Origin of the sequence: Gracilibacillus caseinilyticus, assembly GCF_022919115.1 — a bacterium.
In the GTDB taxonomy this organism is placed as follows: domain Bacteria; phylum Bacillota; class Bacilli; order Bacillales; family Amphibacillaceae; genus Gracilibacillus; species Gracilibacillus caseinilyticus.
The window spans coordinates 414,607-430,082 of the sequence record NZ_CP095072.1; the positions used below are offsets into that span (position 1 = coordinate 414,607).

General features: G+C 39.8%; 13 protein-coding genes. 1 reads left to right on the forward strand and 12 read right to left on the reverse strand.

Annotated elements, in window-relative coordinates; translation table 11 throughout:
- The 9 genes from nfsA to MUN88_RS01980 form a co-directional block, all read right to left on the reverse strand.
- The gene (gene nfsA, locus MUN88_RS01940) at positions 1-747 is read right to left on the reverse strand and encodes an oxygen-insensitive NADPH nitroreductase (protein WP_244720199.1); all 747 of its coding nucleotides are present in this window, start codon (positions 745-747) and stop codon (positions 1-3) included.
- Positions 747-2,159: an allantoinase AllB gene (gene allB / locus MUN88_RS01945; RefSeq protein WP_244720202.1), complete on the reverse strand. Its 1,413-nt coding sequence runs from the start codon at positions 2,157-2,159 to the stop codon at positions 747-749. Before allB ends, nfsA begins: the two co-directional genes overlap by 1 nt.
- 15 nt (positions 2,160-2,174) lie before the next feature.
- Positions 2,175-3,089 (reverse strand): dihydroorotate dehydrogenase, encoded by a 915-nt coding sequence (locus MUN88_RS01950; RefSeq protein WP_244720205.1) that lies wholly within the window; start codon positions 3,087-3,089, stop codon positions 2,175-2,177.
- Positions 3,086-3,868 (reverse strand): dihydroorotate dehydrogenase electron transfer subunit, encoded by a 783-nt coding sequence (locus MUN88_RS01955; protein ID WP_244720207.1) that lies wholly within the window; start codon positions 3,866-3,868, stop codon positions 3,086-3,088. The genes MUN88_RS01950 and MUN88_RS01955 overlap by 4 nt, the downstream gene beginning before the upstream one ends.
- Positions 3,849-5,114, reverse strand: a complete 1,266-nt coding sequence (locus tag MUN88_RS01960; protein ID WP_244720209.1) for a M20 family metallo-hydrolase — start codon at positions 5,112-5,114, stop codon at positions 3,849-3,851. The genes MUN88_RS01955 and MUN88_RS01960 overlap by 20 nt, the downstream gene beginning before the upstream one ends.
- A gap of 100 nt (positions 5,115-5,214) precedes the next feature.
- Entirely contained in the window at positions 5,215-6,822 is a 1,608-nt protein-coding gene (locus tag MUN88_RS01965; protein ID WP_244720211.1) for a PucR family transcriptional regulator, read from the reverse strand.
- Between the two features lie 14 nt (positions 6,823-6,836).
- Positions 6,837-8,114, reverse strand: coding sequence for a TRAP transporter large permease (locus MUN88_RS01970; protein ID WP_244720213.1), 1,278 nt, complete (start codon positions 8,112-8,114; stop codon positions 6,837-6,839).
- Between the two features lie 9 nt (positions 8,115-8,123).
- A complete protein-coding gene (locus MUN88_RS01975) occupies positions 8,124-8,630 on the reverse strand; it encodes a TRAP transporter small permease (protein WP_244720215.1) in 507 nt (168 codons plus the stop codon).
- A 117-nt stretch (positions 8,631-8,747) separates the two neighbouring features.
- Positions 8,748-9,806: a TRAP transporter substrate-binding protein gene (locus MUN88_RS01980; protein WP_244720217.1), complete on the reverse strand. Its 1,059-nt coding sequence runs from the start codon at positions 9,804-9,806 to the stop codon at positions 8,748-8,750.
- A gap of 401 nt (positions 9,807-10,207) precedes the next feature.
- Between MUN88_RS01980 and MUN88_RS01985 the strand changes: the two genes are divergently transcribed.
- The gene (locus MUN88_RS01985) at positions 10,208-10,396 is read left to right on the forward strand and encodes a hypothetical protein (protein WP_244720219.1); all 189 of its coding nucleotides are present in this window, start codon (positions 10,208-10,210) and stop codon (positions 10,394-10,396) included.
- A gap of 412 nt (positions 10,397-10,808) precedes the next feature.
- Here the strand turns inward: MUN88_RS01985 and MUN88_RS01990 are convergent, their stop codons facing one another.
- From MUN88_RS01990 to MUN88_RS02000, 3 genes are all read right to left on the reverse strand, one after another.
- Positions 10,809-12,278: a glycoside hydrolase family 1 protein gene (locus tag MUN88_RS01990; RefSeq protein ID WP_244724287.1), complete on the reverse strand. Its 1,470-nt coding sequence runs from the start codon at positions 12,276-12,278 to the stop codon at positions 10,809-10,811.
- A 58-nt stretch (positions 12,279-12,336) separates the two neighbouring features.
- Positions 12,337-14,274 carry a beta-glucoside-specific PTS transporter subunit IIABC gene (locus tag MUN88_RS01995; RefSeq protein WP_244720221.1) on the reverse strand — a complete coding sequence of 646 codons (1,938 nt, stop codon included), beginning with the start codon at positions 14,272-14,274 and terminating at the stop codon, positions 12,337-12,339.
- 161 nt (positions 14,275-14,435) lie between these two features.
- Positions 14,436-15,290, reverse strand: a complete 855-nt coding sequence (locus MUN88_RS02000; protein ID WP_244720224.1) for a PRD domain-containing protein — start codon at positions 15,288-15,290, stop codon at positions 14,436-14,438.
- Positions 15,291-15,476: the final 186 nt, after the last annotated feature.

A 15,476-nucleotide genomic window follows, 5' to 3' on the forward strand; every position in this document is an offset into this window, starting at 1 on the left:
TTATTTCAATGAAAATCCCTGACTTTTTATAAAATCAGTCAAATTTGCTCTACGTATCTCCCCAAAATACGATGTCATACCAGCGCTCCAACCGTTTGTCCGAAGTCCGTTGGTTCGCTTTGTATAGTAATCAGCAGAAACAGACTCATATTCCTGTAACTGTTGCGGCAATTGCTCTGTTTGGTAAGTGTCTTCATGAAAAATGGCAGCTCTTGTTATTCTTGGTTTTTGCCATGGTTCTTGTGCCGGGTATCCGAGACACATCCCCATGATTGGAACCGTCCATTTAGGAAGCTTTAATAATTTCGCAACCTGTGCTGCATCATTTCGAATGCCTCCGATCATGACTCCACCAAGTCCATACGAGCGTGCTGCCAATAAAACATTTTCTGCAAATAAAGCAGTATCTACCGCTCCAACAAGAAGATTCTCTGTTTCTTCAATCTCAAACGGTGTCCCATTCGCTTCGCATAATTGTGCATGCCGGAAGAAATCCGCTACAAATACGAAAAACACAGGACACTCCTCAATATAACGCTGATGACCACATAATTTACTTAACGTTTGTTTCTTTTTCTGATCACGGACACAGATCACACTATATGCTTGTACATTGTGTGAAGTGGGCGCCCATTGCCCACATTCCACAATATCATCAATGATTTCTTGTGAAATGGATTCATCTGTAAAGCGACGGATGGATCGATGACTTTTTATTAATGTTCTAACACTTTCCGCTCCTGACATTAATCCGCCCCACCGGATTCAGCAGGAGTAATCAGCTTCCCGTGACCTTTTTCACCAATGATTTCTCCGTCTTTCATTATCGTATTTCCTCGTACAATCGTTTGAACCGGCATTCCTTGTACCTGGAAACCGTCATAGGCAGTTACTTTGCTTTTACTGTGCAGTTTATCTCTTTCAATGACTGCCTGTTTTTCCATGTCAACGATGGTAATATCCGCATCAGCACCAATATGAAGCGAGCCTTTCTTCGGATAAATACCAAAAAGTTTAGCTGGCTCTTCTGACAGCAAACCTACCATATCTGATAATGTGATTTTCTTCTCATTTACCGCATTTAACATCAATGGCACCATTGATTCTACTCCACACATCCCTGCAGGAATCGACCAAAGATCTCCGTCTTTTTCTTCTTCCGTATGCGGGGCATGATCGGAACAAACATGTGAAATCGTCCCGTCGGCAATACCACGCCAAATGGCATCCTGGTCTTTTTTATACTTTACTGGCGGGTATACCTTCATCTGTGGTCCAACATCTTGATAATCTTCATTCGACAGGAACAAGTAATGCGGGCAAGTTTCCACAGTTACCGGTAATCCTTTGATCTGCGCGTCACGAACCAGATCCAATCCTTCTTCTGAGCTAACGTGAAGGACATGGAATCTGACACCGGCTGCTTTTGCCATTTGAATCCCTTTGCTGACGGTTAAGGCTTCCGCAACATTTGGCCGGCCTTTAATCATATCCTCATACGTACGGCCACCGCTCTCTTCCACACGGTTCGTCAACGTTTGAATTAATTCATTGCTTTCGGCGTGGACAGCAAATAATTGACCCGTCTTCGCGACTTCTTCCATCATTTCATACACTTGCCCGTCGTCAAACGGAGGTATAACATCTTCCATGCCAGGCTTGTAGTTATACATCAATTGATACGTGTCTTTATGAACGGCATATCCCCAGAAAAATTTGAAGCCGATCACACCTTTTTGGTGCAAATCCTGAATGTCGCCATTATTCAAATGACCAATACAAATCCCCCATAATCCATAATCCACATATGCCTTCGAACCAAGATTTTCATTTTGCGAATCAAAGTTCACTGCATTGCTGACCGGAGGTGTCGTGTTCGGCATTTCAAATACCGTCGTAATTCCTCCTGCGGCCGCTGCCCTAGTAGAGTGCGCAAAATCTTCTTTATACGTCGGACCAGGATCTCGGGAATGGACATGTGTATCGATTAATCCAGGTAAGACATGTTTTTCTTTCGCATCGATTACTTCTTTCGCTTCACCAGGAAGATCTTCGCTTGTAATCGCAGCGATTTTGCCATCTTTCACAAATATATTCGCCTGGTAAGATTCCAACGCATTAACGATCGTTCCATTAATAATTTTTAAATCCCATACCATACATGCAATCTCCTTCTAAATAATGATAGATCCAATCAGTTCTTCTATTTCAGTTATCTCATTCTGTTCCATATATTCTTCTATTTCCGCTAAAATATCCGTTAATGCCGTAGGGTTAATAAAACTGGCTGTACCGACCTGTACGGCACTTGCACCAGCTATCATCATTTCAATCGCATCACGGCCACTCATGACGCCGCCACAGCCTATGATAGGTAAAGAACTTACCTGAGCGACCTGATAAATCATACGAACGATAATCGGCTTGACCGCTGGTCCTGAGAAACCGCCCATTACATTGCCAATCAATGGCCTTCTTGTGTCAACATCAATTGCCATCGCAAGCATCGTATTGGCGACATTCAATCCATCTGCACCACCTTTTTCCGCTGCGACGGCAATTTCCTGAATGCTCGTTACATTCGGCGTTAACTTCGCAATGATGGGTTTCGTTGTCACGGTTCGAACTTGAGAAATCAGTTCACGTGTAATAGCTGCATCCATACCAAATGCTTTGCCATCCCCTTTTAAATTCGGACAGGAAATATTTAATTCCAAACCACGGATACTTTTATGATTGGCAAGCGTCGCAGATACATCCACAAATTCTTCAAGCGATTCCGCCGACACACTCGCAATAATGGGTGCCTGAAACTTATCAAATGCTGGAATTGTATGAGCTAAGAAGTACTCGATCCCTTTACTCTGAATACCAATCGAGTTGATCATACCCCCGTTCGTTTCACAGACTCTCGGCTTCGCATTCCCCGGTTGCGGGAATTTGGTAATGCTCTTAGGAACAATTGCCCCAAGTCGATTGAAATCGAGTGCTTGCTCCATTTCAGGACCAAATGCACCCGATGCAGGCATGATCGGATTATTCAGTGTCAAACCGCCAATGATAACTTGCATATTTTTACGACTCGTCATTCCATTACCACCTTATGCAAAGGAAATACCGGCCCTTCGGTACATACACGAACAGACTTGGTTGTATCTCCTTCACGAATATCGCACACACAGGAGAAGCAAGCTCCCATGCCACACCCCATATGTTCTTCCAGTGCTATTTCGCCAGGTATATGCAATTCATTAGCAATAGACTGAGAAAGCTTTGAAAGTCGTCTTGATCCACAGGTGTATATCGCATCTATTACTGTCGTCGCACAGATGTCCTCTTTTATTATACGCTTCACATTTTCGACATCACTGGTGCCTTCCTCTTCTGTCACAATAAATACTTCCGCTCCATAATCCTCTAAGAATTCAATCGCTAGCAGATCATCACGACTTCTGGCAGACATAATCGCATAGCACTTTACTTGTTGACGACAGGCAGCTTGTGCAACAGCCGCCAGCGTCGCAACACCAACACCTCTGGCGACTAATAAAATATTCCCCGCGGATGGATCAAGACTGAATCCCTCGCCAACTGGCCCCATCATATCAAGCGATTGACCTGCTTGAATCTTCGTCATTGCACTTGTACCCTGCCCTTTGACCAAATATAAAAATTCAATCGTATCCTCATTAATCCGATAGACACTTAACGGCCTTCTTAAGAAAGGAAAATACGTGTCAGCACAACGCACCTGAAAAAACTGGCCCGGATCTACATCGATGTTTAATTCACTAATATCGACGACCATATGCCAATACCTGTTACTTACTTGTTTGTTCGACAATACATTAGCCTGATGTCTTTGCATTGCTGATCTCCCTTTCTATCGAAAGTTCCAAGACGCATTTTTCTAACAGATCACATCCTAATGCAATATCTTCGATTGCTGTGTATTCTTTAGGATTATGACTGATTCCTTTATGTGAAGGAACAAAGATCAAACCTGTTGGACAAATAGACTGCATATTCATTGCATCATGGCCCGCTCCACTAGGAAACACCATTGGCTCAATGCCTAAATCCTTACAAGAATCGAGCAGTACTTGCCGGATATCTTCATCTAATAAAACAGGTTGCTCATCACCTATCATATCTACGTCAATGTCAACACCACGAGAGGCTTCAAGTATTTTCGCTTCATTATTAATACATTCGACAATACGATGCTTGGATGCACTATTTAAACCTCTGATATCCACGTTGAATTCAACGTTGCCTGGTATAACGTTCATAGCTCCAGGAAATACATCAAATACACCAACTGTGGCAACGGTTTTATGCAGGCTCTCTTCTTGAGCGAATTTCTCCACCATGATGACTAGTTGAGATGCCGCTATGAGTGCATCTTTACGATTATCCATTGAAGTAGTTCCGGAGTGAGCTGCCATTCCCTTGACACCAACACGCAAACGGGTAGGTGCGGCTATTCCTGTAGCGATTGCGATTTTTTTATTTTGCTTTTCCAATTCCGGTCCTTGTTCAATATGAAGTTCGAGAAAAGAATGAAGTTCAGCTTTCGAACGGACTGCCTCTTTGACATTGTCAATTTCGAAATTATAATTTTTCATCGCTTCTGCTAATGACACACCATCTTTGTCCCTCTGTTTGACCGCCTGTTCGATGGATAGTTTACCTGTCATTGCTTTACTTCCGATCGTTGACATCCCGAAACGTGACGATTCTTCTGAGGTAAAGGCAATAATCTCTACAGGGTAGTCCGTACGAATATTTTTTTCGTTCAGGCGACGCACTACTTCCAGTCCGGCAACTACTCCCGCAATACCGTCAAATCTCCCACCAGTATACACCGTATCGACATGCGAACCAATGGCAACTGCAGGTGCATTTCGGAAACGCCCCTGCCTTCTGGCAATGACATTGCCAACTGCATCGACCTTTATGTCCATGCCTTCCTTCTTACAAAGATATGCAAATAAAACTTGTGCCTCTTTCTCGTTGTGCGTATAAGCAATTCGTTGTATACCTTCGTCAGTTTCACCGATTACATTGAAAGCATCAAGCGAAGATTGGATTCGTTTTTCTGTACGTTTCATATCCCTCACACCATATCAATAATAATTTTTGTATATGAATATTGTCTCAAAAATGGGAGGTTAATACTTTGTCTGAATAGCTATAAAATTCTGATATTTTTTATCTGAATCGATAATCATTTCGGATGAAATTGTGAATTTTCAGTCCGATTTGTAAAATTAATTTATCTTCTGATTTTTTCACATCTAAATTTGTCAAAACTTTAATGCGCTGCAAACGATATTTCATCGTATTAATGTGAATAAACAGTTTCTCTGCTGTTTTGGAAATCGATTCATTGTTTTGAAAGTAAGTGGTTAAAGAATGGACCAGTTCCAGATCATGATGCTTGTCATACTCAATCAGATTACCAATCGATTCCTCATAAAATTTATTTATCTCCGTAACATTTTTTATTTCAGCGAGCAAACGATAGAAGCCTAACTCTTCATAATAGATAATATGTTTCGCATCATAGAGTGTACGGCCGAGAATGACCGCTTGTTTGGCCTGTTCATAGCCATCTCTAATACTGCTAATATCAGAAGCAGCACGCCCAACTCCTATATATAAATCATGCATCTGTTTGTTTAATTCGCGATAAATTGTTTCCAAATCAAGATAGATTCGGTCTTTTGTTTTGTTCGCCGATGGGTATAGTAAGTGAACCCCATTCTCCATCGCTCCTACGATAATATCGTGGTCAAGCCGAGAGCTGATTAATTCCAGCTGGTTAAGAATATCCGCGATAAAATGAATACCTTTGCCGCTTTGACTGTACTGCAACGAAATAAAGATATAATTCCTTTCCAGATCGAAGCCATACGTTTTTCCTTTTTCCAGCAATGTCTCTTCATGCTGGATTTGTGTAAAAAGCAACTCCCGAAAAAAATCACTTTTATACTGCTGTTCCAATTCGTACGCTACTTTCTTGCGCATAATTTCTAACGAAAAAGTCGTCGTTGCCCGGTCCAAGATAGCGAGATCGACTTCAACAAACCCTTTTTCGATCCCAATACTTGTAATGGAACCTAGTAATTTTCCATCCATGATGACCGGCGCGATCATACAGGCTTGTTCCTTACCGAGTGTATGGTTATAGCGATGCATCCGGATCGGGCGCTGGATCATCTCTAATTCTCTAATTTGTTCGGTTGAGATCGGCGCTAATTCCATCGCTGTATCCGGCACTTCTAAATATGGAACAAAGCTATCAATTTTAATTTCATATTTTAATAAATGATGTAACGCCTCAGCGAACTTATCAATGCCCCACTTATTTAAGCGAATTTCATCCAATAAATTATAAGCATGTTCTAGATCTTCCTGAATAATTGCTTTGTCATCAAAAATCACATTCATTACAGGAGAGAGGATATCCAAATAACTAACCTCTTCAGGAATTTCAATAATAGGAAATGCATAATGATCCGCTTCATCCAAGATGACTGGCGGAATCTCATCGATAAAACGATGCGGCTTAATCCCTAATGCAGATGTCCCTTTCTCATGCAGTTCCTTCACCAACTGTTTCATGGCATTCGCATCATCTTTAATAGGATAAAGACTCGTCAGCATTAATTCTTCTCCTTTTAACCAACGAACGATATCAGGAACCTCCATGATCGTGACATACTTGAGCATCTTATCCATGCCATCTGCTCCTGCCACGATCCTACATTTCTTTAAACCACCAATTTTCATTGCTTGTTTTAATGTAATTGCCATTTACACCCCACCAATTATTCATTAAGTAAATCCACTAAGAACAAAGAGCTTTCCGGTATATACGTGATAATCAGTAATGCGATAACGTTCGCGATAAAAAAGCGCGTTAACCCTGGCAGCATTTCCATCATGTTCAGCTTCGTTATCGTTTGTGTCACAAAAATATTAATACCAAATGGCGGGGTATACATACCAATTGCCAGGTTCGAAATCATAATAATTCCTAAATGAACAGGGTCAATGCCTAACGCCACAGCTGCCGGATAAATTAACGGTGCAATGATCGTAATCGCAGCTACCCCTTCCATGAACATTCCCAATAGTAATAACACAATATTAATTAAAAGCAGAAACACAATAGTGGAACTGATATTCTCTGAAATAAAGGAAGCGATCTGCTGTGGTACGCCACCTCTTGTCAGAATCCAGCCTAACACTTGTGCTGCAGCCACTAATACAAGTACCTGTCCGGTAGTAATCGCAGATTCCACTAATGTTTTGTAGAACGTTTTCCAGTTCATTTCTCTGTAAATAACGGTACTGACAAACAAAGCGTAAATCGCTGATACACCGGCTGCTTCTGTCGGCGTAAAAATTCCAGAGTAAATACCTCCAAGAATAATGACAGGAATTAATAATGCCCAAAAAGCTTTCACGGTGGCGTCCCACATTTCTTTTCCTGACGCACGCTTATCCTTTGGCAAGTTATTCTTTCTAGCGTAGATATAGATATATACAATCGAAGAGAGTCCGATAATAATACCTGCACCAATACCTGCAATAAAAAGATCACCGACTGAAACACCTGTAACAGAACCAAAAATGATTAACGTAATACTTGGCGGAATAATCAGTGAGACAGCTCCCGCAGATGCTAATAATCCGGATGAAAATTTCTTGTCATATTTTTTATTTAACAGCTCTGGATACATAATTTTTCCCATCGCGACAACCGTTGCAGGACTGGAGCCAGATAATGCACCAAAGAACATACTCGAAACCTGGGTTGTCATCGCCACCCCGCCTGTAATATGTCCGACAAGAGCACGTGCCCATCTTAAAATACGCTTCGATAATCCGCCAACATCCATAATATTTGCCGCTAAAATAAAAAACGGCAATGCCATTAATGCAAACTGATCGAGGCCGCCGAATAAACGTTGAATGAGGATCATCGGATTGGTGTCACTCATAAATATAACAGCCAAAAACGATGATAATCCGAGAGCTACATAAATCGGGACACTGGCAAAAAGTAATATAATGATAAGTATTAAAAGTAAAGAAACCATTGTTACCCTCTATTCTTTTATAGTTTCTAATGCAGAACGATCTTGCACGTTTACATCTTCTTTGTTTCTAATTATATTAATAGTCTGAATAACCAAGTGAATAAGCGATAACGTTGAACCAATTGGTATTGCAAGGTAAATGTAATGAAGCGGAATCTGCAATGAAGGTGTGATTTGTCCTGTTTTTTGAGTGAACAGCACTAAATCTGTACTATACTTAATTAAGAAAATCATAAAGGTGATAGATGCTAAGTGCACCACGATTTTCACTGCCTTGTTGGCGATACCTTTCGTTACATCCATTAATAAATCCACACCTACGTGCAATCCTCTTCTGAAACAAACACTTGCACCGATAAACGTAATCCAAATCATCCCGTAACGAATAAATTCTTCTGCCCAGGTTGTATTGTTGGCAAAAGCATAACGCAAAATGATATTTACAAATAATAAAACGGTAACGATTAATAATGTAAATGCGATAACAAACTCTTCAATTTTAGCTATTAATTTCATAGTATCCTCCCGATCATATGCTGAGAAAGATATGCGTCACAAATTCCACAAGTGAAATTCGCTTCAGTTGTAAATAGGATAACAGGGACTACCATATTGGAAGTCCCTATCCTCAACTTATTCCGCTGTTACTTCATCAATTTTGTCATAGATTTTTTGCAGTAATTCCTGTTGGTCACCTTCGCTATAGTACTCTTCATGAATTGGCAGTGATGCTTCACGGAATACCTCGATTTCTTCAGGTGTGAGCTCATAGTAATTTACGCCTGAGTCTTTAATTTTTTGACGATACTCTTCTTCTGTATCCGCCAATGCCTGACGTGCTGTGTTTCTAGCTTCTTCTTCCGCTTCAGTAATGACATCCTGCACTTCTGCTGGTAATCCATCAAACCAAGCCTGATTTGCCATTAATACATAGTTCATACCACCGTGATAACTTTCAATCACTGTATCTTGCACTTCATAGAAATTGTTCAGGTAAATCGTCTGCAACGGGTTTTCTTGCCCATCTACTACACCCTGTTGCAACGAATTATACAATTCTGCATATGGAACCGGGATCGGGTTTCCTCCCCATTCTTCATATTGCGCAAGAAGGATCGGTGATTCCATTGTTCGCATCGTAACCCCTTCAAAGTCAGATGGCTTATGAATTTCTATACCATTTGTTGTGAACAACTTATAACCACCTGGCCAGAAGCCAAGTCCCTTGAATCCACCTTGTTCTAATGTACCAAGAAGCTCGTCTCCTACTTCACTATCTAATACTTCATACATTTGTTCTGCATCAGTTGGCCACAAATAAGGAAGGTCTACCGCCTTAATATCATCAACAAAAGGAGAAACTACTGCTGATGGCTGCATCGTAATATCAATTTCACCAATTTGGGTTCCTTCTACTTGTTCCCGCAAACTCCCTAATTGCGAAGCAGGGAATACTTCCACTGTTACGTTCCCATCCGTTTTTTCTTCGACTAACTCTTTAAATTTCTGCGCGCCGATATCTTCTGGACTATCAACAGGCTGATTGTGACTGAAAGTAATGGTGATCGGGTCATAAGAGCCTTCTGCATCCCCGCTTGCCCCTTCACTTTCCGCATCGTTTCCACCACATGCTGCAAGGACGAATAAGAAACAAATAGAAATCAATAGCAAATACTTCTTACTTTTCAACAAAATAAATCTCCCCTTTTATTATTTTTTTAACATTAAAATAAGTTTACAAAAATTCCGACAAATTTTCTTTGTCCAAACACACTAAAGATTGTGCCCATATTTCATTAAAAAAACCAATGTAATTTGTCATTTTCCTTCATTATTTATGTCATATTTTCTAACATCCAACGTTATTTTTATCGGAAACACTTGTCAACAAAGGATTTATCACATTTTATGAAATCGTTTCATATTTTTCATTCCATTTGGAGACGGATCTTCGTTACCCTTCATAAGCATTTTCATCTTTGTCTAAATAAACAAATCGATATTTCATTTTGCCTAACGACCCCATCATCAGTTATACTTAGTTAATCAGGTACCATTTATAACTAAAAAACCGCTAAAAAAGGATGGTAATCATGGAAAAAATAACTAATGTACAAGCATTTCAAGAATTATATGATCTTATTACCTTCTACGCTGAGAATAGAGACAGACCAGTAGATGAAAATTTCGATTTCTTTGAGCAGGTAGAAAAGTATTGTAAACAATTAGATTTAGATGTAGATGAGTTTAAGGAAACGTTTAATTTGAAGCCTCTGTTTTAAATAAATACAAAGAGGTTGATACAAAAGAATTTTACTCTAATTAAAAGCCGAACATACACGAGATCTTATCCAAGATTCGTGCTATGTTCGGCTTATTTTATGCCGGAAATATACTGTGAAGTAAATTAATAAGATACCCTACTTTCATCTTAATGAAAAATAGAGCTGTATTTCATTTAGCTATTTTGAAATGATTTAAATGCGCAGCAAGCTCCGGAAATATGCTCCGCGTCCTGAGGGCACGGAGCGGTCAGTATAAGGTATCCTAGCACACTAAATCTGTCTAAATCAACTCACATAAAGTTTTCATTTCTTCGCAGTTTGTTTCAACTCTACATTTAACAACACACTTACCCATGCCTTGAGCGTTAATTTATTCTAACTCTTCTTAAGTCACAGTTTCATTATATAATTATAAAGATTCTCCATTTGTTGCGATCACTTGTTTATACCATTCGAATGAATCTTTTTTCGAACGACTCAATGTACCGTTACCTTCATCATCCTGATCGACGTAGATGAATCCATAACGCTTCGACATTTCAGAAGTGGACATACTGATTAAATCGATTGGTCCCCATGCAGTATAACCCATTAGATTCACGCCATCCTGCACCGCTTCTTTCATCTGCTCAATGTGCTTCTGTAAGTAATCAATACGGTACGGGTCATGGATGGAACCATCATCTTCTACTGTATCGAAGGCACCTAGCCCATTTTCTACGATAAATAATGGCTTCCCATAACGATTATGAAAATCACGTAATGCAACTCGTAATCCTTTCGGGTCAATTTGCCAGCCCCAATCTGATGTTTCAAGGTATTCGTTCTTCACGCCACCTTTGATCATATTTCCGGCTACTTCGTCATGTTCCCCTTGAGTGGAGACAGTTACAGACATGTAATAACTGAAAGAAATGAAATCTACTGGATATTGCTTCAAGATTTCATCATCGCCAATTTCTTTTTCAATCGTGATATCATTTTCAGCAAAATAACGGTTCATGTAGCTTGGATATTCTCCTTTGGCATGAACATCTGTGAAAAATAAATTCAAATCATTCTGGTGCTGTGCTTCCAACACATCATCCGGATTGTTTGTATGTGGATATGTTTGCATTCTAGCGAGCATGCAGCCTACCTGTACATCAGGTATAATCTCATGCGCCAACTTTGTAGCAAGTGCACTCGCGACGAATTGGTGATGTGCAGCTTGGTATGCAATTTGATCCTTAGTCTTACCTGGGATTTTATCTACTAAAACTCCACCACCAGTATAAGGGCTATGCGTAATAACATTAATCTCGTTAAAAGTAAGCCAATATTTCACTTTATCTTTGTAACGTGTGAACACAGTCTCTGCATATTTGGTGAAAAAACCAATCAATTTACGGTTATACCAGCCATTATAATTACGTGACAGCTCTAAAGGTGTTTCATAATGTGAAAGCGTAACTAATGGTTCAATATCGTATTTCTTTAATTCATCAAATACATTATCATAGAACTGCAAACCAGCTTCATTCGGTTCTGCATCATCTCCATTTGGAAAAATACGAACCCAGTTAATCGAAAGACGAAATACTTTAAAGCCAAGCTCAGCAAATAACGCAATATCCTCTTTATAATGGTGATAGAAATCAATACCGTCACGTTTTGGGTAACGGTCATTCACTTTGCCTGCTAACACATCTTCAATATAGTCTGCCGTTACATCCATCGAGAAATTGTAAATGCCGCGTTCTTCTTTCGGAACATATTTAACCATATCTGCAGTTGATAGACCTTTGCCATCTAAGTCAAACGCTCCTTCGACTTGATTGGCTGCAGTTGCTCCTCCCCATAAAAAATCTGGTTGGAATCCTTTTATTTCTTTTGTCATCATGATCCTCTCCTTCTATTTAATTGAAGAGCAACGTGTTGTCACTCTCCATAATCCCTTATTTTATAAGTGTTAATAAATGTTCGCCCTCAAAGATAGGTCCATCTTCATTGATCGGCAGTACATCCAGGTATTCTGCTGTATTTGTAACCACAATCATCGTTACGGTAGGAATGTCTTTGTCACGGATTGCTTCGCGATCAAATTCTACTAGCGCTTGACCCACTTCTACACGATCACCTTCTTTAATGAAACCTTCAAAGTGTTCACCTTTTAACGAGACGGTGTCTATGCCAATATGAATCAAAATCTCCTCACCATTATCACCTTTGATACCAATCGCATGCTTTGAATCTGGAAATACCATGATAGATCCTGAGATTGGCGCGATGACACGATTTTCTTCTGGCTCAATCGCAATTCCTTTCCCCATGATTTCTTGAGAGAAGGTTGGATCGGAAACTTCTGTTAAAGGTACAATGGTTCCTTTTAATGGAGATTGCACCATTACTTCTTTTCCGGTTAGTTTTGATGCAGCTGCCGTTCCCTCTGCTTTTCCAACTTCTTTTTCTTCTTTCTCTTCTTCTGGTTTTGATACAGCTGGTAGATTGCTATCTTCTACATCCTTAAATCGGAAAATTAGCACCAAAATAAATGGGATTACTAAAGCAAGGAAGAATAAAATAATCGATACAATCAGACTCGCAGATTCACCTGTCGGATCTGCGAAAAGTGGAATTGCAAAAACTCCAATAATACCAGCCATCGCATATGCCTTTAATCCATACCAGCCAGCAAACGCACCAAGAATTCCAGCTGAGATCATCGCCAGGATAAATGGTTTTTTCAACTTCATATTAACCCCATACATCGCAGGTTCCGTAATACCAATTGCAGCAGAAATACTACTTGACACACCTAATTGTTTCATTTGTTTATTTCTTGTTACAACCGCGACACCTAATGCTGCCCCAGCCTGTGCCACGTTACTAATGAACATCATCGGGATAACCATCGTGTCATAGCCTACACTAGCCATACTGGTAATCGCAATTGGAGCAAATGCGTAGTGCATTCCCGTCATAATAATCAGCGGCATAAATCCTGCAAGTAAAAGTCCCGCAAATAAACCTGAATAGTCGAATAACCAATTGAATATATCTGATACAAAGTTACCAACATTCGTACCTAGTGGTCCCACCACCCATAACGAAACGGGAATAACGATAAGAAAAGTTATCATCGGCGCAAACATTAGTTGAATAGCAGATGGTATTACTTTTTTAACTAAATCAAATACATACTTCAATAAAATGACACTTAAAATGACTGGTATAACGCTTGTATCATAATTTAATAACGGTATATTAATTACGCCCCAACCTAAAAAGTCAATTGTTTCTTTACCTGTTTCCTGAATAGCATTATAGGCATCAATAAAAGTTGGGTACATCAACGTACCAGCTACAATAAGCGCTAAATATTCATTCGTACGCATCTTTCTTGCTGTAGATACTGCAAGGAAGAATGGTAAAAAGTAGAAGACACTGTCTCCAATTGCATTCAGAACCATGTACGTATCGCTTTGATCAGAGAGCCAGCCTGCTGTCACAAATAACGCATTAAAACCTTTTAATAACCCCGCTCCCGCAAGCGCCGGAAGAATAGGTGTGAAAATCCCGGAAATAAAGTCCATGATTAAAGATACGATGCTTTGTTTCTCCCCAGACTTTTCCCCCTCACCACTTTCACCAACTAATGATTCTACCTCAGCAAATACGTCTGACACATGATTACCGATGATGACTTGGAACTGGTCACCAGAAAATTGTGCCCCCATCACACCATCAATATTTTTAATTTCCTCCATTTTCACTTTATCTTTGTTATTGAGATTGAAGCGAAGTCTTGTAACACAATGCCATGCTTGATCGACATTTTCCGCTCCGCCAATTTTGTCTACAACTTGTTTTGCAACTTCTTTATGTGAAGCCATTCTATTTCCTCCTCTTTCTCGTTCTACCGGTCTCTGAGCTAAGCAGCTGTTATATTCATTTGTTTTTCGCCAAAAAAAATACCCAAACAGAGACCAGTGCTTTGAGCACTCAGTCTGTTTGGGTAATGCCTAATCTATATTAGTAACAATCCACAAGGATACTATTCATTTTTTTGACGATTCGTTACGCGCCATACATGCAGCGTTAAATACAGCATTTCATTCGATGAAAGTGTCCATCCGTATTTCTGCTTCAATAGCGCCGCAATTTTTTCGACTGCCTGATAAGCTTTTTCATACTTGGTTTTGACCACTTCTAAAAGGGTCTTGTCCATTTCTTCTCCATCTACCGGATCTTGCTTATACTGGCGAATGAAGAAATATCGCAAATGGGTAATAAATCGAGTGTAATTCAGTGATTCTTCATCAAGCTTAAGTTGAAAATGGTACTGCACTACTTCAATAATGCGGTTGATCACTTCTGTCATTTTTAGTGTTTCTTCGATTTTCGTCTTTTTCGTCTGTTGACCGTTTACAAAATGATAGGTTAAAAATGTTTCTTCACTTTTAGGTAACAGTAAATCAAGACGGTCGAACACCAAACGAATGGCATCTTTAGCCACATGGAATTCTTTCGGGTATAGATTCTTTACTTCCCAACGGTTCGTATCCGCATAATCAATATTTTCGTGCGCCCGCTTGACAGCAAAATTCAAATGATCAGCAAGGGTCAAATAAATATTATTATTAAAAGTAACATCAAGCTGCGATTCCGCATTTTTAATGATTTCAACCGAAACATCCAACACTTCCGAATCCATTTCTTTCAACACTTGCAGCAATGGTCTTCGTGTATTCGACTGTTCCGCCACAAACTTACGGCGAATACTGGAATCCTCAACTGGATCCCCTTTCTTTTTTTGGAAACCGACACCCGTACCCATTACAATCCACTCAAGCCCAGAGGAATCTTCGACTAAAGCCACATTGTTATTAAAGGCTTTAATAAACTTCAAAGGGCATTCCTCCATCTTCCAGAACGCATTCTAAAACATACGGAAGTGTATTATAAAACATGGTAATGCCTGATCGCGTCAGTAACAATCCATTCTTCATGAAAACGTTAATGGATAAAATGTATCACGTTCTATTAACCTTGTCAAATAGTATTTAGGTATATGGTTGGTTATATTTTGACTATA